This is a genomic window from Streptomyces sp. NBC_00075, assembly GCF_045041225.1.
Taxonomy (GTDB): domain Bacteria; phylum Actinomycetota; class Actinomycetes; order Streptomycetales; family Streptomycetaceae; genus Streptomyces; species Streptomyces adonidis.
In genome coordinates this window covers 10177594-10198729 of sequence record NZ_CP108243.1, presented here as the reverse complement: position 1 = coordinate 10198729, position 21136 = coordinate 10177594, and the positions used below count along the sequence as shown (strand labels likewise).

19 protein-coding genes are annotated in these 21136 nt (G+C 71.6%); 7 read left to right on the top strand and 12 right to left on the bottom strand.

The annotated features are described in order from the left end of the window. The first annotated feature begins 13 nt into the window (after positions 1-13). A complete protein-coding gene (locus OG787_RS44590; RefSeq protein ID WP_369031982.1) occupies positions 14-337 on the top strand; it encodes a DUF6332 family protein in 324 nt (107 codons plus the stop codon). On the opposite strand, the gene OG787_RS44585 is transcribed toward OG787_RS44590, so the two are convergent. From OG787_RS44585 to OG787_RS44575, 3 genes are all read right to left on the bottom strand, one after another. After that, complete coding sequence (locus OG787_RS44585; protein WP_369031983.1) at positions 298-963, bottom strand: response regulator; 666 nt, start codon at positions 961-963, stop codon at positions 298-300. The two genes, OG787_RS44590 and OG787_RS44585, sit on opposite strands and share 40 nt — an antisense overlap. Further along, on the bottom strand, positions 960-2216 hold the full coding sequence (locus tag OG787_RS44580) for a sensor histidine kinase (protein ID WP_405539141.1): 1257 nt from the start codon (positions 2214-2216) through the stop codon (positions 960-962). Before OG787_RS44580 ends, OG787_RS44585 begins: the two co-directional genes overlap by 4 nt. Before the next feature lie 92 nt (positions 2217-2308). Further along, complete coding sequence (locus OG787_RS44575; protein ID WP_405539139.1) at positions 2309-3016, bottom strand: TetR/AcrR family transcriptional regulator; 708 nt, start codon at positions 3014-3016, stop codon at positions 2309-2311. Positions 3017-3185: 169 nt separating this feature from the next. On the opposite strand from OG787_RS44575, the gene OG787_RS44570 reads away from it, so the two are divergent. After that, on the top strand, positions 3186-3641 hold the full coding sequence (locus OG787_RS44570; protein WP_405539137.1) for a nitroreductase family deazaflavin-dependent oxidoreductase: 456 nt from the start codon (positions 3186-3188) through the stop codon (positions 3639-3641). A gap of 25 nt (positions 3642-3666) precedes the next feature. Here the strand turns inward: OG787_RS44570 and OG787_RS44565 are convergent, their stop codons facing one another. Further along, entirely contained in the window at positions 3667-4875 is a 1209-nt protein-coding gene (locus OG787_RS44565) for a geranylgeranyl reductase family protein (RefSeq protein WP_369032011.1), read from the bottom strand. Positions 4876-5011: 136 nt separating this feature from the next. Between OG787_RS44565 and OG787_RS44560 the strand changes: the two genes are divergently transcribed. Beyond that, positions 5012-6367 carry a dipeptidase gene (locus OG787_RS44560; protein WP_405539135.1) on the top strand — a complete coding sequence of 452 codons (1356 nt, stop codon included), beginning with the start codon at positions 5012-5014 and terminating at the stop codon, positions 6365-6367. Positions 6368-6910: 543 nt separating this feature from the next. On the opposite strand, the gene OG787_RS44555 is transcribed toward OG787_RS44560, so the two are convergent. Then, positions 6911-7963, bottom strand: a complete 1053-nt coding sequence (locus OG787_RS44555; protein WP_405539133.1) for an NUDIX domain-containing protein — start codon at positions 7961-7963, stop codon at positions 6911-6913. A 142-nt stretch (positions 7964-8105) separates the two neighbouring features. Continuing rightward, positions 8106-8309 (bottom strand): hypothetical protein, encoded by a 204-nt coding sequence (locus tag OG787_RS44550; protein ID WP_389348262.1) that lies wholly within the window; start codon positions 8307-8309, stop codon positions 8106-8108. Between the two features lie 221 nt (positions 8310-8530). On the opposite strand from OG787_RS44550, the gene OG787_RS44545 reads away from it, so the two are divergent. Beyond that, positions 8531-10558, top strand: a complete 2028-nt coding sequence (locus tag OG787_RS44545; protein ID WP_405539131.1) for an NPCBM/NEW2 domain-containing protein — start codon at positions 8531-8533, stop codon at positions 10556-10558. 354 nt (positions 10559-10912) lie between these two features. Here the strand turns inward: OG787_RS44545 and OG787_RS44540 are convergent, their stop codons facing one another. Next, complete coding sequence (locus OG787_RS44540) at positions 10913-11869, bottom strand: ROK family protein (protein WP_369031991.1); 957 nt, start codon at positions 11867-11869, stop codon at positions 10913-10915. A 222-nt stretch (positions 11870-12091) separates the two neighbouring features. On the opposite strand from OG787_RS44540, the gene OG787_RS44535 reads away from it, so the two are divergent. Beyond that, entirely contained in the window at positions 12092-13156 is a 1065-nt protein-coding gene (locus OG787_RS44535; RefSeq protein ID WP_369031992.1) for a LacI family DNA-binding transcriptional regulator, read from the top strand. Between the two features lie 7 nt (positions 13157-13163). Further along, positions 13164-13967 carry a hypothetical protein gene (locus tag OG787_RS44530; RefSeq protein ID WP_405539128.1) on the top strand — a complete coding sequence of 268 codons (804 nt, stop codon included), beginning with the start codon at positions 13164-13166 and terminating at the stop codon, positions 13965-13967. Here OG787_RS44530 and OG787_RS44525 read toward each other — a convergent pair. Together OG787_RS44525 and OG787_RS44520 are read right to left on the bottom strand one after the other, a co-directional pair. Continuing rightward, positions 13913-15778 carry a protein kinase domain-containing protein gene (locus OG787_RS44525; RefSeq protein ID WP_405539126.1) on the bottom strand — a complete coding sequence of 622 codons (1866 nt, stop codon included), beginning with the start codon at positions 15776-15778 and terminating at the stop codon, positions 13913-13915. The two genes, OG787_RS44530 and OG787_RS44525, sit on opposite strands and share 55 nt — an antisense overlap. A gap of 94 nt (positions 15779-15872) precedes the next feature. Beyond that, complete coding sequence (locus OG787_RS44520) at positions 15873-17180, bottom strand: DUF6986 family protein (RefSeq protein WP_405539124.1); 1308 nt, start codon at positions 17178-17180, stop codon at positions 15873-15875. A 191-nt stretch (positions 17181-17371) separates the two neighbouring features. Between OG787_RS44520 and OG787_RS44515 the strand changes: the two genes are divergently transcribed. After that, entirely contained in the window at positions 17372-18277 is a 906-nt protein-coding gene (locus tag OG787_RS44515) for an endonuclease/exonuclease/phosphatase family protein (RefSeq protein WP_369031996.1), read from the top strand. A 57-nt stretch (positions 18278-18334) separates the two neighbouring features. Here OG787_RS44515 and OG787_RS44510 read toward each other — a convergent pair whose 3' ends face one another. The 3 genes from OG787_RS44510 to OG787_RS44500 form a co-directional block, all read right to left on the bottom strand. Then, complete coding sequence (locus OG787_RS44510) at positions 18335-19297, bottom strand: electron transfer flavoprotein subunit alpha/FixB family protein (protein WP_369031997.1); 963 nt, start codon at positions 19295-19297, stop codon at positions 18335-18337. 75 nt (positions 19298-19372) lie between these two features. Further along, complete coding sequence (locus tag OG787_RS44505) at positions 19373-20158, bottom strand: electron transfer flavoprotein subunit beta/FixA family protein (protein ID WP_389348271.1); 786 nt, start codon at positions 20156-20158, stop codon at positions 19373-19375. Between the two features lie 245 nt (positions 20159-20403). Further along, entirely contained in the window at positions 20404-20922 is a 519-nt protein-coding gene (locus OG787_RS44500; protein WP_369031999.1) for a flavin reductase family protein, read from the bottom strand. Between the last annotated feature and the right edge of the window lie 214 nt (positions 20923-21136).

The following is a 21136-nucleotide window of genomic DNA, read 5'->3' as shown; positions in this document are numbered from 1 at the left end:
TTTCACTCACCGGATGGACAACTACGGGGGACATCTGGGGCAGGGCCGTACGCGAGGCTCCCAGGCTCGGCGGGACGCGGTCACCGTGGAGATCGGATACGCCCTGTGCAGCGCCCTGTTCCTGGCTGCCGTCGTCTTCGGGGTGGTGGCCGGACCGGCGTGGGTCTTCGAACTGTCGGACGGCCCCCAGGACACGCTCGTCGCCTCGGGCGCGACGCTGGGCACCGTCCTCTTCGTGGTGCGCGTGGTGAGCGTACTGAACCGCTTCACCCGCGAGACCGACGACAGTGTCGCCACTCAGCCGAGCCAGCCCGGCCTGACCAACCCCGACTCGTAGGCCAGCACGACCAGTTGGGCCCGGTCGCGGGCGCCCAGCTTCACCATCGTGCGGCTCACATGGGTCTTGGCGGTGAGAGGGCTGACGACCAGACGGCGGGCGATCTCCTCGTTGGACAGGCCGATGCCGACCAGCGCCATCACCTCCCGCTCCCGTTCGGTGAGCCGGGTCAGGGCGTCGGCGGCGGCCGGTTCCTTCGAGCGGGCGGCGAACTCGCCGATCAGGCGCCGGGTGACCCCGGGCGAGAGCAGCGCGTCGCCCGCGACCACCGCCCGTACGGCGCGCAGGAGTTCGTCCGGCTCGGTGTCCTTGACCAGAAAGCCGGAGGCACCGCAGCGGATCGCCTCGAAGACGTACTCGTCGAGTTCGAAGGTGGTCAGCATGACCACCCGGACGTCGTTCAGTGCCGCGTCGTCGGTGATCCGGCGGGTCGCGGCCAGCCCGTCCAGCACGGGCATCCGAATGTCCATCAGGACGACATCGGGGCGCAGTTCGCGTACGCCACGCAGCGCCTCCTCCCCGTCGGCGGCCTCGCCCGCCACCTCGATGTCGGGCTGTGCGTCGAGCAACGCCCTGAACCCCGCGCGGACCAACGACTGATCGTCGGCGAGCAGTACACGGATCACCGGTCCCCCTTCACCGTCGTCACCTTGAGCGGCAGCACCGCCAGCACCCGGAAACCGCCGTCCGCGCGCGGCCCCGCCTCGATCGTGCCACCGAGGGCGGCGGCCCGCTCCCGCATCCCGGCCAGCCCGTTCCCGCTGCCGCCCGCGTCTGCGCCGGTCGCGGGCCCGTCGTCGTCGACGCGCAGCCGCAGGACGCCGTCCGCCGCATCGACCCGTACGCGCGCGTGCCGCGAACCGGAGTGCCGTACGACATTGGTGAGGGCCTCCTGGACGATCCGGAAGGCGGCCAGATCGGCACCCGGCGACAGCTTCGGCGCCTCGCCCCGCACCTCGACGGTCAGCCCGGCCCCCGCCGCCTGCTCCACCAGCTCGGGCAGCCGGTCGAGCCCCGGCGCCGGAGCGCGCGGCGCGTCACCCGGCGTACGCAGCGTGTCAAGCACCTGACGCACCTCCCCGAGCGCCTCCTTGCTGGCCGCCTTGATGGTGGTCAGCGCGGTACGGGCCTGCTCGGGATCGGAGTCGAGCAGCGCGAGACCGACCCCGGCCTGCACATTGATGACCGAAATACTGTGCGCGAGTACGTCGTGCAGCTCGCGCGCGATCCGCAGCCGCTCCTCGTCCGCGCGCCGCCGGGCGGCCTGGGCACGCTCGGCACGCTCCCGGTCCCACTGCTCCCGCCGCACCCGGACCAGCTCGGCGACCGCCACGATCGCCACCACCCAGGCGGCGACCACGATCTCCTGACCCCAGGCGGCGGGCTCGTCCCCGGACGGCGGCAGCCACCGGTACAGCCAGTGCGCGATCAGCACATGCCCGGCCCAGAGCATCCCGACGGCCGCCCACGCCGCCTTGCGGTGCCCGGCGACGACAGCGCTGAAGCAGCCCAGCGCGACGGTCAGGAAGACCGGCCCGTACGGATACCCGGCGCCGAGATAGACCATGGCCGCCGTCGCGGTGCCGAAGGCGACCAGTACCGGGTGCCGGTGCCGCCACAGCAGCAGTCCCGAACCGACGACGAGCAGGACGCGCGCGAAGAGGTCCAGGTCGGCGTGCTCGCCCACCTGCTGCTCGGCGGCGTACTTCGAACCGGCGAGCACGAAGACCGTCAGCAGTACGGTGGAACGCCAGGGCCACCGGCTGCCCACGTCCCGGTCCGTCCCGGGCACGCCCTGCCCGTCACCGCGGTTCCACCACGGCGGCCCCTGCCCCCACCACCGGGGCGGGCCTCCCCCGCGTACGCGCTGCTCGTCCATGTCAGCCACGCTAGACGGCACCACGCGGCGACGGCGTCCGCCGGGCGAGGTGACCAGCCGTACTCCCCGGGAAGTACGAGGCCGCCGGTCGTCTACCGCTTCTCCGGGAACACCAGCCCCACCCCGTGCGCGATCCGGCTCACGGAGTGCCGGAAGAACGTCTCCCGGTCCTCGACCACGCGGTTGAACTGGCCGAACAGCTCGAACCCGACCAGCCCGTACACCTGGGCCCAGGCCGCGACGAGCGCCGCCACCACCTCCGCCGGAAGGTCGGGGGCGAGATCGGCGGCCAACCGCTCGGCTTCCGGGCGCAGTTCGGCGGGGACCGGGGTACGCGCCACACCGACGCTGCGGTGTGCGTCCCGCACGATGCCGATCAGCAGCAGACCGACGCGCGAGGCGGCCGGCACCGTCGTGTCGGGCGCCTTGTAGCCGGGGACCGGCGAGCCGTAGATCAGCGCGTACTCGTGGGGATGCCCGAGCGCCCAGCTGCGCACCGCCTCGCACACCGCGACCCAGCGGCGCAGCGGGCCTGCGCCGGCGTCCGCGACGGCTGCGTGGGCGGTCTCGGCGGCCTGGCCCAGGGAGTCGTAGGCATCGATGATGAGAGCGGTCAGCAGGTCGTCACGGCTGGGGAAGTAGCGGTACAGCGCGGAGGAGACCATGCCGAGTTCACGGGCGACGGCGCGCAGCGAGAGCTTGGCGGCACCTTCCGCCGCCAGCTGTCTGCGCGCCTCGTCCTTGATCGCCGACGTGACCTCGATCCGGGCGCGGGCGCGGGCTCCTTGTGCGGTGCTCATACGTGCGAGTGTTCCATGTTTTCGGAGCAGTGCACACAAACGAGAGCGCCGAACTAAAAAGAGAGCAGTGCTCTTGCTTTGGATCACCGATCTCCGACAGACTGCTCTCAAGCGAGAGCAGTGCTCTCGCAAGCATCGCACTCACGCTCTCTGACCCCAGGAGGACCCCATGTCGTCGCCGTCGGCCCACTACATCAAGCCCAATGCCTTCGACCGGGCCACGAACAACCTCATCGGCTGGCTCGCACGGCGCGGCGTGAGCCTCATGGGCAGCGCCGAGCTGTCGGTGCTCGGCCGCAAGAGCGGCGAGTGGCGCAAGGTGCCCGTCAACCCGCTGCCGTACGAGGGCGGCCCGTACCTCGTCTCGGCGCGCGGCCACTCCGAGTGGGTGCGGAACATGCGCGCCGCCGGCGGCGGACGGCTCAAGGTCGGCCGCCGGGTCCAGGAGTTCACCGCGGTCGAGCTGCCGGACGCGGAGAAGACGGTCGTACTGCGCACCTACCTCAAGAAGTGGGGCTGGGAGGTGGGGCGCTTCTTCGGCGACGTCAACGCCGACTCCACCGACGCGGAACTGCTCGCCGCCGCCCCCAAGCACCCCGTCTTCCGGATCACCGTCAAACCGTGAACACCACGCGTGACCTGTACGGCGGTCAGGGCCGGTCGAGCGCGGTCAGGGCGCGCCCGGCCATCGGGTGGGTGCGCACCAGTTCGCCCAGCGAGGTGGAGCCGCGGGTGATGTCCCGGAAGGCGTTCCACGCGGGCCGGAAGCCGGTCAGGGCCGCGTGGAAGACACCGGGGCGCCGCTCGAACGCCTTCAGCATGCTGCGGCCGACGGCCATCTCGACGCCGAGCCCGGCCTTGATGGCGAACGCGTAGTTCAGGGCCTGGCGGCGCGTGTCCACGGCGTCGTGCGCCTCCGCGATCCGGACCGCCCACTCCCCCGCGAGCCGCCCCGAGCGCAGGGCGAACGAGATGCCCTCGCGGGTCCACGGCTCCAGCAGGCCCGCCGCGTCACCGCAGACCAGCACCCGGCCGCGCGAGAGCGGCGAGTCGTCGGCACGGCAGCGCGTCAAGTGGCCGGAGGAGATGCTCGGTTCGAAGCCGGCCAGCCCCAGCCGGGCGACGAAGTCCTCCAAGTACCGCTTGGTGGCCGCGCCTTCACCGCGCGCGGAGATCACGCCGACGGTCAGCGTGTCCCCCTTGGGGAACACCCATCCGTAACTGCCGGGCATCGGGCCCCAGTCGATGAGCACCCGCCCCTGCCAGTCCTCGGCGACGGTCTCCGGCACCGGGATCTCCGCCTCCAGGCCGAGATCCACCTGGTCGAGTTTCACTCCGACGTGTGCTCCTATGCGGCTGGCACTGCCGTCGGCGCCCACGACCGCGCGGGCCAGCACCGTCTCGCCGCCCTGGAGCACGACGGCGACCGTCCGCCGGTCCGGGACCGCCGAGCCGTGCTGCTCGACCCGCGACACCGTGACGCCCGTACGCAGTTCGGCGCCCGCCTTCTGAGCGTGCTCGACGAGCTGCTGGTCGAACTCGGGCCGGTTGATCAGACCGAACAGCATCTGCTTGGAGCGGCGGGTGCGGGTGAAGCGGCCGTTGTTGGAGAAGGTGACCGCGTGCACCCGGTCCTGGAAGGGCAGTTCGAAACCGGGCGGCAGGGAGTCGCGCGAGGGGCCGATGATGCCACCGCCGCACGTCTTGTAGCGCGGCAGTTCCGCTTTCTCCAGCAACAGCACCGTGCGGCCCGCGACCGCCGCCGCGTACGCGGCCGAGGCCCCCGCGGGTCCCGCACCCACAACAACGACGTCCCACACCCGCGCCACGTCGTCCGCCGAAGAGTTCTCGCTGCTCACGATGGTCTGCTGCTCCTGATCCATCCGCCTGCCGCACCTGGTCCCCCCGCATCCTACGGCGGGCTTCGCCACAGTCCGCTGTGGGAGGATCACAGGACTTCCTCAGTACAACGTCGCACCCACAAGGAGCGTGCCCATGTCCTCGAATCCGGTCGCCGAGACCGTCGCCTCCCTCATGCCGAGGGCTCGGGCGGAGCTGACCGAACTGGTGGCGTTCAAATCGGTGGCGGACTTCGAGCAGTTCCCGAAGAGCGAGAGCGAGGCCGCCGCGAACTGGGTCGCTGACGCGCTGCGCGCCGAGGGCTTCCAGGACGTGGCGCTGCTCGACACCCCGGACGGCACCCAGTCGGTGTACGGCTTCATGCCCGGCCCCGAGGACGCGAAGACCGTCCTCCTCTACGCCCACTACGACGTGCAGCCGCCGCTCGACGAGGCCGGCTGGGAGACCCCGCCGTTCGAGCTGACCGAGCGCGACGGCCGCTGGTACGGGCGCGGTGCCGCCGACTGCAAGGGCGGCTTCATCATGCACCTGCTCGCGCTGCGCGCCCTCAAGGCGAACGGCGGCGTCCCGGTCAACGTCAAGGTGATCGCCGAGGGTTCGGAGGAAATGGGCACGGGCGGTCTCGAACGGTACGCCGAGGAACACCCCGAGCTGCTGGCGGCCGACTCGATCGTCATCGGCGACTCCGGCAACTTCCGCGTGGGTCTGCCGACGGTCACCGCGACCCTGCGCGGCATGACCCTCGTACGCCTCCGGATCGACACCCTCGAAGGCAACCTGCACTCGGGCCAGTTCGGCGGGGCCGCGCCCGACGCGCTCGCCGCGCTGATCCGCGTCCTCGACTCCCTGCGTGCCGAGGACGGTTCGACGACGGTCGACGGGCTCAAGGACGAGACGTCGTGGGACGGACTGACGTACGACGAGGAGCAGTTCCGCAAGGACGCCAAGGTGCTCGACGGCGTCGAACTGATCGGCTCCGGCTCGGTCGCCGACCGCATCTGGGCGCGCCCCGCGGTCACGGTCCTCGGCATCGACTGCCCGCCGGTGGTCGGCGCCACCCCGTCCGTGCAGGCGAGCGCCCGCGCGCTGGTCAGCCTGCGGGTGCCGCCGGGCGTGGACGCGGCGGCCGCGACCAAGCTCCTGGAGGCGCATCTGGCGGCGCACACGCCGTGGGGCGCGCGGGTGAGCGCGGAACAGATCGGCCAGGGCCAGCCGTTCCGCGCGGACACCGCCAGCCCGGCGTACGCGGCGATGGCCGAGGCCATGGCGGTCGCGTACCCGGGCCAGGAGATGCAGTACGCGGGCCAGGGCGGCTCGATCCCCCTCTGCAACACACTCGCCTCGCTCTACCCCCAGGCGGAGATCCTCCTGATCGGCCTGAGCGAGCCAGAGGCCCAGATCCACGCGGTGAACGAAAGCGTCTCCCCGGAGGAACTGGAACGCCTGTCGGTGACAGAGGCCCTGTTCCTCCGGAACTACGCGGCATCCTGAACCACTCGATAGAACCGAACCCCCAGGACCGCACGGCGGGCGAAGCCCCACGGCGGGCGAAGCCCCACGGCGGGCGAAGCCCCACGGCGGGCGAAGCCCCACGGCGGGCGAAGCCCCACGGCGGGCGAAGCCCCACGGCGGGCGAAGCCCCACGGCGGGCGAAGCCCCACGGCGGGCGAAGCCCCACGGCGGGCGAAGCCCCACGGCGGGCGAAGCCCCACGGCGGGCGAAGCCCCACGGCGGGCGAAGCCCCACGGCGGGCGAAGCCCCACGGCGGGCGAAGCCCCACGGCGGGCGAAGCCCCACGGCGGGCGAAGCCCCACGGCGGGCGAAGCCGCACGGCGGGCGAAGCCGCACGGCGGGTCGCGCCCCTGGCCAGGGGCGCATCCCCGTACATCGGCCGGCGTACCGCGCCGTGACTGAGGTCGCCGTGATCCGGACGGCAGGGCCGGGAACTGGCCGGCGGCCCGCCGCAGACGCGGCGGCCGCAGGCCGATCCGCGGCGGGCCGGACTCCGCTCACCCGCGTCGACCGGCCCCGGGCCTACTCCACCTCGACCTCCCCCACCGCCACTCCCGCCTCCAGATAGAGCGCGGCACCCCGCTCGCGCGCCCGCAGTGCCCCGCGCAGGCGCTCGTAGCGGACCGGCGGGAGTAGGCCGGCGGCCTCCTCCTCGGAGACGAAGCGCCAGTCGCGCAGTTCGGGGCCGGGGAGCAGCAGCCGGCCGGCCTCGGTGCTGTCGAGGCGCCCGCCGTCGAAGAGGAGGCGCAGTCCGCCGTAGCCGGGCGGCGCGGGCGGCTCCCAGTCGATGACGAGGAGACGGGGTACGTCGGTGAGGTGGATGCCGGTCTCCTCGGCGACCTCGCGGATGCCCGCGCGCGCGGGCGCCTCGCCACGCTCGACGACCCCGCCGGGGAACTCCCAGCCCGCCTTGTAGGTGGGGTCGACGAGCAGCACCCGGTCCTGCTCGTCGAACAGCAGGACCCCGGAGGCCACCGTCTCGCCGGTGGGTTCCGGGGTCTGCACGATGTCGCACACCGGCGCTGTTCCGGCGCTGACGGCTTCGGCGATCCGCACGGCCGTCTCGTACGGACTGAGGGTGCTGGTGTCGACCGGGTGGGCGTCGGCCGTGAGCCAGGACGCGAGCGCCGTCCGGTACGGCTCTATCTGGTCGTACGACCACTGCCGTACCCGTATCTCCCCGTCGGGGATGTCCGGGACCTCCCGGGTGGCTATTCGCTCGCGCAGGATCGTTTCCGCCGGGGCGAGGAGCACATGCCGGACCGTGATCCGGCGGGCGGCGAGACCGCCGAAGATCTCGTCGCGGTACTCTTGGCGCAGCAGCGTCATGGGCACCACGAGGGTGCCGCCCAGCTCGGCGAGCATGGCGGCCGCGGTGTCCACGACGAGCCGCCGCCAGATCGGCAGGTCCTGGAAGTCGCCGACCTCGGCGAGGCGCTTGGGCGGCAGCAGATGTGCGAGTGCCCCACCGATGACCTCGGGGTCGAAGAGCGTGCTGTTCGGGATCAGTTCGATCAGTTCTCGTGCGGTGGTGGTCTTCCCCGCACCGAACGCGCCGTTGACCCAGACGATCACGTTTCCCCCTCTTCTGTTGGACCCCTGAGGCTTGCCCGCTCCACCCTGCCACGGAAACCAGATCACGTTGAGGCCGCCGACACAGTGGCGCCGGTGCCCCGTCTCACGGGACACCGGCGCCACTTTCACCACGTCCGGCACGTCAGCCGGTGGTGCTGTCGCCTCCCAGCGCGTCGTCGTCCACGGCCAGGCTGTCGCTGGCGACGGTGTGGTCGAGGGCACTGAGCGTGTCGTCCACGTTCAGATCACCCAGGGCGTCGGCGCCGAGACCGTGGGACGGGGTGATCGCCGCGACGACGAACCCGGTGGCGAGGGAGGCGATGGCGAGCATGCTGCGCTTCTTCATGCCCGGATCAACTGCGGAACCGGGGCCGGGGTCACGCCCTGATCGACTCCGGCTCCGGTCCGACCCCGGTCCGACTCCAACCCGACTCCAGCCCGACTCCTGCCGAGCCACCCGGACATCGGAGGTCTGGCTGCCCGCCGGTATACGGCCTACCGTAAACGCACACCGATGACGCGGACATGACGTCATCCCATATCTCGCGAGTACGGAGGAACGTAACGATGCGTCACCTTCACACCCGCACAACCCGTCACAGAGTGATCGGAGCATTAGCCGCGACGGCTCTGCTGTTCACGGCCGGGTTCACCGCCCCGGCACTGGCCGCTCCCCCGGAAGCCACACCCGCCCTTACCGCTCCGACCGCCGGCCTGGCACTCACCCCTCCGATGGGCTTCAACAACTGGAACTCCACGCACTGCCGGGCGGAGTTCAACGAGGCCATGGTCAAGGGGATCGCGGACATCTTCGTGGCGAAGGGCCTCAAGGACGTCGGCTACGAGTACGTCAACCTCGACGACTGCTGGGCCCTGCCGCAGCGCGACGCCGACGGGAAGCTCGTGCCCGACCCCGTCCGATTCCCCAACGGGATCAAGGCGGTCGCCGACTACGTGCACGCCAAGGGCCTCAAGCTCGGCATCTACACCAGCGCGGGCACGAAGACGTGCAACAGCGCCGGCTTCCCGGGGGCGCTGGGCCATGAGTACAGCGACGCCCAGCAGTTCGCCGACTGGGGCGTCGACTACCTCAAGTACGACAACTGCAACAACCAGGGCGTGGACGCCAAGCTGCGCTACACGACCATGCGCGACGCGCTCCTGGCGACCGGCCGGCCCATCGTCTACAGCATCTGCGAGTGGGGCCAGAACAAGCCCTGGGAGTGGGCGGCGGACGTCGGCCAGCTGTGGCGTACGACCGGGGACATCAGCGACACCTGGGGTTCGATGCTGTCGATCCTCAAGAAGAACCTGCCGCTGGCCCAGTACGCAGGTCCCGGCCACTGGAACGACCCCGACATGCTGGAGGTCGGCAACGGCGGCATGACGGACACCGAGTACCGCTCCCACTTCTCCATGTGGGCGATCATGGCCGCGCCCCTTCTCATCGGCTCCGACCTGCGGTCCGCGTCCGACGCGACCTTCGACATCCTGGGCAACCGTGAGGTCGTCGCCGTCGACCAGGACCCGCTGGGCCGCCAGGGCACGGTCGTCTCGTCCGAGGGCGGCGGCTGGGTCGTCGCCAAGGAGATGGCGGACGGCAGCCGTACGGTGGCCCTCTTCAACGAGACCGGCAGCGCCAGGCGGATCGCGACGACCGCGGCGGCCGTCGGCCTGCCCGCCGCCGACGCGTACACCCTGCGCGACCTGTGGCAGCACCGCACGTACAACACCGCGGGCACCGTCTCGGCGACGGTCCCGGCACATGGCACGGTCCTCGTACGGGTGGCCGCCGACCGCCGCTGGTCCCAGTACCCGCCCGCCGTCGAACTCGCCCTGGACAACACCCTGTTGGTCGAGGCGGGCACGCCGACCACCCTCACGACGACGCTCACCGACCTGGGCCGCACCCCCGCCACGCGCGTCTCGGTCGCTCTAACGGCCCCCGAAGGATGGACAGTTCGGGCGAAGTCCCCGACCGACGCCCCCGTCGTACGACCCGGCGGGTCCCTGCGCACGAGGTGGACGCTCACACCTGCACAGGGGACACCCCCAGGCTCGTACGACCTTGCGCTCAGGGCGAGTTACCGGTCACCGGCCGGCGCACGCGTCGATAGCACGCTGCCGCTGACCGCGTCCGTGGTGGTGGCACCTCCCGCCGGCACCTCACCCCTCGGCGACCTGCCCTGGCTGTCGGCCACCAACGGGTACGGTCCCGTCGAACGGAACACCAGCAACGGGGAGAGCGCGGCGGGCGACGGACATCCGATCACCATCGGCGGTGCGGTGTACGCCAAGGGGCTCGGCGTCCACGCGTCGAGCGCCGTCGAGTTCTACACCGGGGCGGCCTGCGAGACGGTCGGCGCGGACGTGGGCGTCGACGACGAGAAGGGCGCCAACGGCACCGTCGCCTTCGAGATCTGGGCGGACGGTACGAAGGTCGCCTCCACCGGCGTCCTCACCAACGCCATGCCCGCCGAAAACCTCTCGGCGGACGTGACGGGCGCCCGCACGATCCGCCTGGTCGTGACCGACGGCGGCGACGGGATCGACTCGGACCACGCGGACTGGGCGGATGCGGTGGTGAGTTGCTGAGTCAGCCGGTCGCCGCTGCTCACGACCACTGAACCGTTTCCGCACTCAGCCGGCCCGGGAGGGAAGAGAGGGGGTGCGGGTGTCGGCCGACGAAGGACCATTCCGGCCGACACCCGCACCCACCCCACGCTCGCCTCAACCACGCCGCCCACCCTCCGCGTCAACACCAGGCCGGGAGGAGGAACGACGGACATCGGCCCAGTGAAGGACCAATCCGCCGGACCCGCACCCACCCCACGCTCACCCCAGCCACGCCGCCCTCCCTCCGCGTCAACACCAGGCCGAGAAGAGAAGCAACGGACATCGGCCCGGTGAAGGACCGTTCCGGCCGACGCCCACCCCCGAGAAGCCCCCTCAGACGCCCGCCCCAGCCGCGTCGTCCACCCTCCGTGTCAGCGCCGCCGCTGCCGCCCCGACCAGGCCCGCGTCCGTGCCCATCTGCGCCGGAACGATCTCCAGGCGCTGGACGAACGACAGGGTCGCGTAGGTCTTCAGGGCCGCGCGCAAGGGCGTGAACAGGACGTCACCCGCCTTGCCCACCCCGCCGCCGATCACGGCCACGTCGATCTCCACCAGGGTCGCGGTGGCGGCGATGCCCGCAGCGAGTGCCTGGGCCGCGCGCGCGAAGGAGGCGACGGCGACCGGATCGCCGGCCCGGGCCGCCTCGGCCACGGCGGCGGCCGAGGTGTCGCCGTCGGGGCCGGGCTGCCAGCCGTCCGCCAGGGCGCGGCGGGCGATGTTGGGGCCGCTGGCGATGCGCTCCACGCAGCCACGGGAGCCGCAGGCGCAGGGCTCGCCGTCGAGGTCGACGCTGATGTGCCCGATGTGGCCCGCGTTGCCGGTGGGGCCGGGGTGCAGCCGTCCGTTGAGGACCAGGCCGCCGCCGACGCCGGTCGAGACGACCATGCACAGCGCGTTGTCGTGGCCGCGTGCGGCGCCCTGCCAGTGTTCGGCCGCCGTGATCGCCACCCCGTCGCCGATCAGCTCGACGGGCAGACCACCGGTCACGGCCCGGACGCGTTCGACGAGCGGATAGTCGCGCCAGCCGGGTACGTTCACCGGGCTCACCGTGCCCGCGGAGGCGTCCACCGGGCCCGCGCTGCCGATACCGACGGCCGTCGCGCCTTCCCACAGCGGCGATCCCGTCAGCTCGGCGGCGACCTCCTCGACGGCGCGCATCACCGTCTCGCCGTCCTCCCGTGCGGGCGTCGGGCGCTGTGCGCGCAGCAGGATCCGGCCGTGGCCGTCCACCAGCGCTCCGGCGATCTTGGTGCCGCCGATGTCGAGCGCGGCCACGAGGTCGGTGTGCATCAGTGTCGGATCTCCCTGTCAACCACGGTAAAAGGGCAGACCGGTCTGACGGTGGGGGCGCAGTCCGGAGTTAGCGGTGGACAGTGTCTCCCGCATCTGACAACGTTGTCCAGGCTCTATGCTCGACGCCACATCCTCATACATACAAAGGGACGACGCACCCCCGGACCAGAACTTGGTCCAAGGACACGGCAGCGGATCGCCGTGGATCGCCGAATTCCCGTGGACGACAGGACAGGACAGCGCATCGTGGCCGACACCGCCCGCCGCCCGGAGAACCGCTACGGCAACCGTCCGACCATGAAGGACGTGGCCGCACGGGCCGGGGTAGGACTGAAGACGGTCTCGCGTGTCGTCAACGGCGAACCGGGCGTCACCCCGGAGACCGAACGCCGTGTCCAGGAGGCGATCGACGCGCTGGGCTTCCGCCGCAACGACAGCGCGCGCGTGCTGCGCAAGGGCAGTACGGCGAGCATCGGCCTCGTCCTGGAAGACCTCGCCGACCCCTTCTACGGCCCCCTGAGCCGTGCGGTCGAGGAGATCGCCAGAGCCCACGGCGCCCTGCTGATCAACGGATCGAGCGCCGAGGACCCGGAGCGCGAGCAGGAGTTGGTGCTGGCGCTGTGCGCACGGCGCGTGGACGGGCTGGTGATCATCCCGGCCGGTGACGACCACCGCTATCTGGAGCCCGAGCTGAAGGCGGGCGTCGCCACGGTGTTCGTGGACCGGCCGGCCGGGCAGATCGACGCCGATGTCGTCCTGTCGGACAGTTTCGGCGGCGCCCGCGACGGTGTCGCGCATCTGATCGCGCACGGTCACCGCCGGATCGGCTTCATCGGTGACATGCCCCGCATCCACACCGCCGCCGAGCGGCTGCGCGGCTATCGCGCCGCGATGGAGGACGCGGGGATACCGGTCGAGGACGCGTGGATGTCGCTCGGCGTCACCGACCCGGAGCGGGTGCGCCGCGCGGCCGAGGAGATGCTCGTCGGGCCGTCCCCGGTCACGGCGATCTTCGCGGGCAACAACCGGGTGACGGTCACGGTCGTCCGGGTCCTCGCCGAACATCGCCGCCCCGTCGCGCTGGTGGGCTTCGACGACTTCGAACTCGCCGACCTGCTCCAGCCGGGCGTCACGGTCGTAGCCCAGGACGCGGCCCAGCTCGGCCGCACGGCCGCCGATCGCCTCTTCCGCCAGCTGGACGGCACCCTGCTCACCCCGGAGCGCATCGAACTCCCGACCCGTCTGATCACCCGGGGCTCGGGGGAACTGCCCCCGGCGGACTGAGCCGCCGATGCGCACCCTGGAGTCCCTGGGCCTGGCCGAGGCCCCGCGCGACCACCCGCTCACCTATCCGGGCACTTGGCCGACCGAGTCCGGAATCCTGGACGGCGACCTCTTCCTCCCCCTCTCCTCCGACGCATCCGACGCACCCCCCTTCCCCGGCCGCGTGCCCGTCCTCGCCGTCGGCTCCAACGCCTCCCCCGGTCAACTGCGGCACAAGATGGCGGAGTTCGGCATCCGCGCACCGCTCCCGATGACCCGGGTCAAGGTCACCGGTGTCGAGGTCGGTGTCTCGGCGCATGTGAGCCTGCTCGGGTATGTCTCCGCGTCGCCCTTCAACGCCCCCGGAAACGTACGGGAGTTGTTCGTCACCTGGCTCGACACGGACCAGCTCGCCGTCATCGACGCCAGCGAGGGAGTGCCGGTGCCGACAGGCCCGTACGACCGTGCATGGCTGCCCTCCCCCGACGTGACCGTCGAGTTGGAGTCGGGCGAGCGGCTGCCCGGCGTGTACGTGTACGTCAACCGGCGCGGAGTGCTGCACGACGGGTCCGGAAGTCCGCGCCGCCATCCGGGAGAACGCCCGCTGCTCACCGAACTCCTCGCCGGATCACCGGGGTTGAGGGACCTGTTCGGCGGCACACCCGAGGAGTTCTGCACGCGGGCCCGCTTCGACCGGGACCGGTGCGAACGGGGCACCCTGCTGTTCGCGGCGGAGGGGCTGGTGGTCGCGTCCGGTCTGGAGTCGTACGTGAGGGATCAGCAGACCGGGAGTCCGGGCACCGGTTCGTCGTTTGCGCCGCCCTCGATGTAGACGTCGCTGACATAGACATCGGCGTTGCCGCTGTCGTCGTCGGTCTTCGCCCACCAGGTGTTCGTCCACTCGCCGGAGGTCTCGCGGCGGCCCAGGTCCTGCTGGCAGTAGAAATAGTTGGTGCCCGAGTAGAGGACGCCCATCTGGGTGCCGGACGCGGTGTAGGACTTGGCGGTGCGCCAGACCGAGCAGTTGTACTTGCCGCCGCCGATGGACACGCACGCGGTGGCGGGACTGGAGGTCGCGCCTTCGCTCGGATCGGTCGTGTCCGAGGCTCCGGGGGTGGCGCCCGTGGTGTCGGTTCCGGAGGTTCGCGACGGGACCGGGGGCGCGTCGTTCCCTGTGCTGGGCGTGGTCGTCGTCGGGGACGGGGGCTTTCCGGCGCCCTTGTCGGTGGGCGTCGGGGTGACGGAGGGGTCCGTGTCGGACCGGCCGGTGCCCGTGGCGGGCGTACCGACCTTGCTCTCCTGAGAAGCCACGGGCCCGTCGCTCGCCTCGCTGTCGTCGCCGTCGCCGATGAGCGCCACGGTGAGTCCGGCGGCGAGGGCGACGGTGACGGCCGCGGCGGTGAGCACCGCACGTCCCCTGCGGCGGGGGCGGGCGGAGGCGGGAGCCGGGGAGGCGAAGGTGGTCGGGTCCGCGAGGTGGTCGGCGTCCTGGTCGACGAGGGTCGCCTTGGGCCCGGCAGGGCCGTTGCCTGGTGCTCCGGCGGTCATGGGCTCGGGCAGGCCGAAGCCGGGGGACGGTTGCTGTGCGCCTTCGGGGGCGGACGGAATCTGTTCGGCGGGCCCGGAGCCCGACGGGACCGCCGGGGCGGCGGACTCCGCCGTCTCCCCCACCTGCGCCCCTGCTGCGGCGGCCCCGTGCCGTCGAAGCCCGGTCGTGGGCGTGTCCGTGGCACCGCTCGTTGCCGACGCGACCGCCTCCAGCAGGCCCCTTGCCGTCTCCGCGTCCGGGCGTTCCTCCGGGCTCTTGGCCATCAGGAGCCGCAGGACCGGGCCCAGGTCACCGGCCTGGCGGGGTTCCGGGACAGGGTCGGCCACGATCGCGGTGAGCGTGGACCAGGTCGACGTCCGGCGGAAGGGCGAGGCGCCCTCGACGGCCGCGTACAGGGTGGCGCCCAGGGCCCAGATGTCGGAGGCGGGGCCGGGGTCGTTGCCCTGGGCCCGTTCGGGCGCCAAGTAGTCCAGGGAGCCGACGAGTTCGCCGCTGCGGGTGAGGTGGGTGGCCGAGCCGTCGCCCGGGTCCTCCATCGTGGCGATGCCGAAGTCCGTGAGGACGACCCGGCCCGAGTCCTCCAGCAGGATGTTGCCGGGCTTCACGTCACGGTGCAGGACGCCGACGCGGTGGGCGGCGGCCAGCGCGTCCATGACCTGGGCGCCGATCCGGGCGACCTCGCGCGGGTCCAGGGTGCCGCGCTCACGCAGCACGTCGTCCAGGGAGAGGCCGTCCACCAGCTCCATGACGATCAGCGGGCGGCCGTCGATCTCCGCGACGTCGTGCACGGCGACGACCCCGGAGTGCCGTATTCGGGCCGCCGCGCGGGCCTCGCGCTGCATCCGCAGCCGCAGGGCGGCCAGTTCGGGTGCGGCGGCGTCCGTGAACGTGCGCAGCTCCTTGACGGCGACCTCGCGGCCGAGGACCTCGTCGACCGCACGCCAGACGATGCCCATGCCGCCGCGCCCGAGCTGGGACACGACCCGGTAGCGGCCGGCCAGCAGCCGGTCGGCCCCGTCCTTCTGCTCCACCGCCCGTGCATCCGACCGTTCTTCCGGCCGTCCGGACGTCTGTCCCTGCTCCCCCGAAGACACCGCTGCCCCGTTCCTGTGACCCACCCGTGTGTCCGTACAGACTACGGGGCGGGTGTGACGGCGGAAGATCGTGGCCGCTCTTGTGACAGGGGTGCTACCTGGGCGACGCCGTCAGGTCCGCACGCCTGGGCCGGGCGAAGCCGTCCAGGTCGGCCCTGGTCAGCCCCTCCGTCGCCCGGGTCACCTCGGCCGTGTCCAGGGCGCCGCAGTCCAGGCCGCGCAGCAGATAGCCGCTGAGGGCCTTGGCGGTGGCGGGCTCGTCCATGACGTCGCCGCCCGCGCGGTTGGCGTAGCGGGAGAGCCGGGCCGCGGCCTGTTCGTATCCCTCGCGGTAGAAGGCGAAGACGGCCGCGTACCGGGTCGGGATGTGCCGGGGGTGCATGTCCCAGCCCTGGTAGTAGGCGCGGGACAGGGCGCGCCGGGTGAGGCCGTAGTGCAGTCGCCAGGCCGCGTGGACCTGTTCGGTCGGGCCGACCGGCAGGACGTTGGTGGAGCCGTCCGAGACGCGTACGCCGGTGCCCGCCGCCGCGACCTGCATGATCGCCTTGGCGTGGTCGGCGGCCGGGTGGTCGCTGGCCTGGTACGCGGCGGAGACGCCGAGGCAGGCGCTGTAGTCGAAGGTGCCGTAGTGCAGGCCGGTGGCGCGGCCCTCGGCGGCCTGGATCATCCGGGCGACCGTGGCCGTGCCGTCGGTGGCGAGGATGGACTGGCTCGTCTCGATCTGGATCTCGAAGCCGATCCGGCCGGGAGTGAGCCCGCGCGCCTTCTCGAACTCCTCCAGCAGCCGGACCATGGCGCTGACCTGCTCGGCGTACGTCACCTTGGGGAGGGTGAGGACCAGCCCGTCGGGCAGGCCGCCGGCCTCCATCAGGCCGGTCAGGAAGATGTCGAGGGTGCGGATGCCCCGGTCGCGGACCGGCGCCTCCATGCACTTCATCCGGATGCCCATGTACGGGGCCGCCGTGCCGCTCTCGTACGCCTCGGCGATCAGCCGGGCCGCGCGGGCCGCCGTCTCGTCCTCCTCGGCGTCCGGGCGCGGGCCGTAGCCGTCCTCGAAGTCGACGCGCAGGTCTTCGATCGGCTCGCGCTCCAGTTTGGCGCGGACGCGGTCGTGGACGGCTTCGGCGAGGTCGTCGGAGAGGCCGAGGACGGCGGCGAAGGAGGCGGCGTCCGGGGCGTGTTCGTCGAGGGCCGCGAGGGCCTGGTCGCCCCAGGAGCGGATGGTGTCGGCGGCGAAGGCGCCCCCGGGGACGTAGACGGTGTGCACGGGCTGGCGGGTGCCCGGGTCGCCCGGGTAGCGGCGCTCCAGCTCCACGTCGACGGGGGCGAGGGAAGCGCTGATCTCCTCGCTGACGGCGCCCGCGAGACTCGTCGCCACGTTCTCCTGCCGGCCCTGCCCCATTCCACACCCTCCGTCTTCCGCACTGCGGAATCAACAATCCGTAGAGCGAAGCTAGCTTCCGGTCTTCACCCCGGTCAACACCGTCTCGAAAGGGGATTTCCCAAGCTCTTCCCCCTGATCACTGCTGACCCGGCATCTTCTTCCGTATTCACTGTGCAAGGTTCATCCTGATCCGAAGGGGAGGAGATCGCGTGCCGAAAGAGGTCGGAGTGACGCGTCGTCAAGGACTGAAGTCCGCGGCGGCCGTCGCCATCGCCGTGCCGCTGCTGACCACGGCGGGCTCGTCCAAACCGGCGGTCGCCGGCGAGCACCCGGGCGCCCTGAACGTCATGACGTTCAATGTGCGCTTCGCGACGGTCGTCGACGACACACCGCGCTGGACCGTGCGCAGGCCGGTGATGCGGGAGTTGCTGCGCCGCGAGCGCCCCCACGTCATCGGCACCCAGGAGGGGCTCTACCAGCAGGTGCGCATGATCGAGAAGGACCTCGGCGGGCACTACGACTGGATCGGCACCGGCCGCGGGGGTGGCAGCAAGGACGAGTTCATGGCGGTCTTCTACGACACCCGCAGACTCGACCCGATCGAGTTCGACCACTTCTGGCTGTCCGACACCCCGTACACGATCGCCTCCAACACCTGGGGCGCGGACTGGCTGCGCATGGTGACCTGGGTGAAGTTCGCCGATCTCGCCGACGGAGGGCGGGAGTTCTATGTCCTCAACACCCATCTGGACAGCGTCAGCCAGTACGCCCGGGAGCGCTCCGCGAAGCTCATCGGCGAGACGATCGCCGGTTGGGACCCGTCGGTGCCGGTCGTCGTCACCGGCGACTTCAACTCGGCCGCCCACGACAACCGGGTGTACGACCTGATGCTGGAGAACGGGCTCGTCGACACCTGGGACACGGCGGACTCCCGCAGTCCGCTGTACGGGACGTTCCCCGCCTACCGGACGCCCAAGCCCGGCGGCCGGCGCATCGACTGGATCCTGTCCTCGCCCGGGGTGACCACACACTGGGCGGCGATCAACAACTTCTCCGTCGACGGGATGTACCCCAGCGACCATCTGCCGGTGCAGGCCTCGCTGACCCTGGGATGAGCCGAGGCCCCCGTGACCGTTCGTGCGGTCACGGGGGCCTCGGACGGCTCAGGACGATCAGCCCTTGCGGGTGTTGATCTCCTCGGTGAGCTGCGGGACGACGTCGAAGAGGTCGCCGACGACGCCGTAGTCGACGAGGTCGAAGATCGGGGCCTCGGCGTCCTTGTTGACCGCCACGATCGTCTTCGAGGTCTGCATACCGGCGCGGTGCTGGATCGCGCCGGAGATGCCGTTGGCGATGTACAGCTGCGGCGAGACGGACTTGCCGGTCTGGCCGACCTGGTTGGTGTGCGGGTACCAGCCCGCGTCCACCGCGGCACGCGAGGCGCCGACGGCCGCGCCGAGGGAGTCGGCGAGCGCCTCGATGATCGGGAAGTTCTCGGCGCCGTTGACGCCACGGCCGCCGGAGACGACGATCGCGGCCTCGGTCAGCTCCGGACGCCCGGTCGACTCGCGCGGGGTGCGCCCGGTGACCTTGGTGCCGGTGGCCTGGGCGGAGAAGGTGACCGCCAGGGCCTCGACCGTGCCGGCGGCCGGGGCGGCCTCGACGGCGGCGCTGTTGGGCTTGACCGTGATGACCGGGGTGCCCTTGGCGATGCGGGACTTGGTGGTGAAGGACGCGGCGAACGCGGACTGCGTGGCCACCGGACCCTCGTCACCGGCCTCCAGGTCGACGGCGTCGGTGATGATGCCGGAGCCGATGCGCAGCGCGAGGCGGGCGGCGATCTCCTTGCCCTCGGCAGAGGACGGAACCAGCACGGCGGCCGGGGACACGGAGTCGTACGCGGCCTGGAGGGCGTCGACCTTCGGGACGACCAGGTAGTCGGCGTACTCGGCGGCCTCGTGGGTGAGGACCTTGACGGCGCCGTGCTCGGCGAGCGCGGGCGCGGTGTCGGCGGCGCCGTTGCCCAGCGCGACGGCGACCGGCTCGCCGATGCGGCGGGCGAGGGTCAGCAGCTCCAGGGTGGGCTTGCGGACGGCACCGTCCACGTGATCGACGTAGACGAGAACTTCAGCCATGGGACTTCTACTCTCCTGCTTGCGGAAGATGAGGGGCGGTCTGCGAAACGGGGCTCAACGAGCCTCGAACGGGGCCTAGATGAACTTCTGGCCCGCGAGGAACTCGGCGAGCTGCTTGCCGCCCTCGCCCTCGTCCTTGACGATCGTGCCGGCCGTGCGCGCCGGGCGCTCGGTGGCGGAGTCGACCACGGAGTACGCGCCCTCCAGGCCGACCTCCTCGGCCTCCAGGTCCAGGTCGGACAGGTCCCAGGCAGCCACCGGCTTCTTCTTGGCGGCCATGATGCCCTTGAAGGACGGGTAACGCGCCTCACCCGACTGGTCGGTGACCGACACGACCGCCGGGAGGGAGGCCTCCAGCTGCTCGGACGCGGAGTCACCGTCACGACGGCCCTTGACTACGCCGTCCTCGACGGAGACCTCGGAGAGCAGCGTGACCTGCGGGACGCCAAGACGCTCGGCCAGCAGCGCCGGTACGACACCCATGGTGCCGTCGGTGGACGCCATGCCGGAGATGACCAGGTCGTAGCCGGCCTTCTCGATCGCCTTGGCCAGGACCAGGGAGGTGCCGATGGCGTCGGTGCCGTGCAGGTCGTCGTCCTCGACGTGGATCGCCTTGTCGGCGCCCATCGAAAGCGCCTTGCGCAGCGCGTCCTTGGCGTCCTCGGGACCGACGGTCAGGACCGTGATCTCTGCGTCGTCGGCCTCGTCGGCGATCTGGAGCGCCTGCTCGACCGCGTATTCGTCGAGTTCCGAGAGCAGACCGTCCACGTCGTCGCGGTCGACGGTCAGGTCATCGGCGAAGTGCCGGTCGCCAGTGGCGTCGGGCACGTACTTCACAGTGACAACGATCCTCAAGCTCACGCCGGCTCTCCTACTGCATCGTCTGTTCCGGGCTGCCTTCCTGCAGGCAGCATAGGCGCCCCAAGCGGCCGATCCCGGTCGGGGCGGCCCGCGCCCCGAACGAAATATTACTCGCCAGTACACCCACTCCGCGCCCACTAAGCAAGCGCTTTGACGTGTGACCTTCGCAACGCAGCGTAACCGGAACTCGGCGGCCTCGCAGCATCGCCAAAATCACATTGTACCGATCGGTCGAACACAAGGGGTCAGTCCCGGAGGCCGTTGAAGCGCCCCTGGTGGTAGAGCAGCGGGCGTCCGGGGCCCGCGGGATCGCCCAGCAGCACCTCGGCCAGCACGATCCGGTGGTCCCCGGCCGGCACGCGCGCGACGATCCGGCACACCAGCCAGGCGAGGACACCGTCGAGCACGGGCACCCCTTCGGGGCCCTCTCGCCAGGCGGTGGGCGCGCCGAACCGGTCGGCGCCGCTGCGGGCGAAGGTCGCGGCCAGGTCGTGCTGGTGCTCGCCGAGTATGTGCACGCCGACATGGCCGGTCCCGGATATCGCGGGCCAGCTGGAGGCGCCGGTGCTGACACCGAAGGAGACGAGCGGGGGTTCGGCCGAGACGGAGGCGAGGGAGGTGGCGGTGAAGCCGACGGGGCCGGCACTCCCCTGGGCGGTGATCACGGCGACACCGGCCGCGTGCTGCCGGAAGACGGAGCGCAGGAGGTCGGGAGAGGCGGGAACGACGGACGGAGAGGTGCCGAGGCCGGGCGTGGCCGTCATGGGCGTGTCCTTCTGCGGGAGGCGGTGAGCGGGGCGGCGACTGCTCAACGGCCCGGACAGCGCGCGCTCGCGGTGCGTACGAGATCCACATGGACTCGCGCGTGGAGAAGGAGTTCCGGAGGCATAGGGTCAGGCTGACGATAGATGGTGGGCGCAGTCAAGTGGCTTCCGGCATCTGGGAGATGCGTCACCGAACACACCATCAGGGGCGGGA

Bases quoted from the DNA above. Each gene is read 5' to 3' on its own strand.
- OG787_RS44590 (WP_369031982.1), top strand. From the start codon at position 14: ATGGACAACTACGGGGGACATCTGGGGCAGGGCCGTACGCGAGGCTCC.
- OG787_RS44580 (WP_405539141.1), bottom strand. From the start codon at position 2,216: ATGGACGAGCAGCGCGTACGCGGGGGAGGCCCGCCCCGGTGGTGGGGG.
- OG787_RS44575 (WP_405539139.1), bottom strand. From the start codon at position 3,016: ATGAGCACCGCACAAGGAGCCCGCGCCCGCGCCCGGATCGAGGTCACG.
- OG787_RS44570 (WP_405539137.1), top strand. From the start codon at position 3,186: ATGTCGTCGCCGTCGGCCCACTACATCAAGCCCAATGCCTTCGACCGG.
- OG787_RS44560 (WP_405539135.1), top strand. From the start codon at position 5,012: ATGTCCTCGAATCCGGTCGCCGAGACCGTCGCCTCCCTCATGCCGAGG.
- OG787_RS44550 (WP_389348262.1), bottom strand. From the start codon at position 8,309: ATGAAGAAGCGCAGCATGCTCGCCATCGCCTCCCTCGCCACCGGGTTC.
- OG787_RS44545 (WP_405539131.1), top strand. From the start codon at position 8,531: ATGCGTCACCTTCACACCCGCACAACCCGTCACAGAGTGATCGGAGCA.
- OG787_RS44540 (WP_369031991.1), bottom strand. From the start codon at position 11,869: ATGCACACCGACCTCGTGGCCGCGCTCGACATCGGCGGCACCAAGATC.
- OG787_RS44530 (WP_405539128.1), top strand. From the start codon at position 13,164: ATGCGCACCCTGGAGTCCCTGGGCCTGGCCGAGGCCCCGCGCGACCAC.
- OG787_RS44520 (WP_405539124.1), bottom strand. From the start codon at position 17,180: ATGGGGCAGGGCCGGCAGGAGAACGTGGCGACGAGTCTCGCGGGCGCC.
- OG787_RS44510 (WP_369031997.1), bottom strand. From the start codon at position 19,297: ATGGCTGAAGTTCTCGTCTACGTCGATCACGTGGACGGTGCCGTCCGC.
- OG787_RS44500 (WP_369031999.1), bottom strand. From the start codon at position 20,922: ATGACGGCCACGCCCGGCCTCGGCACCTCTCCGTCCGTCGTTCCCGCC.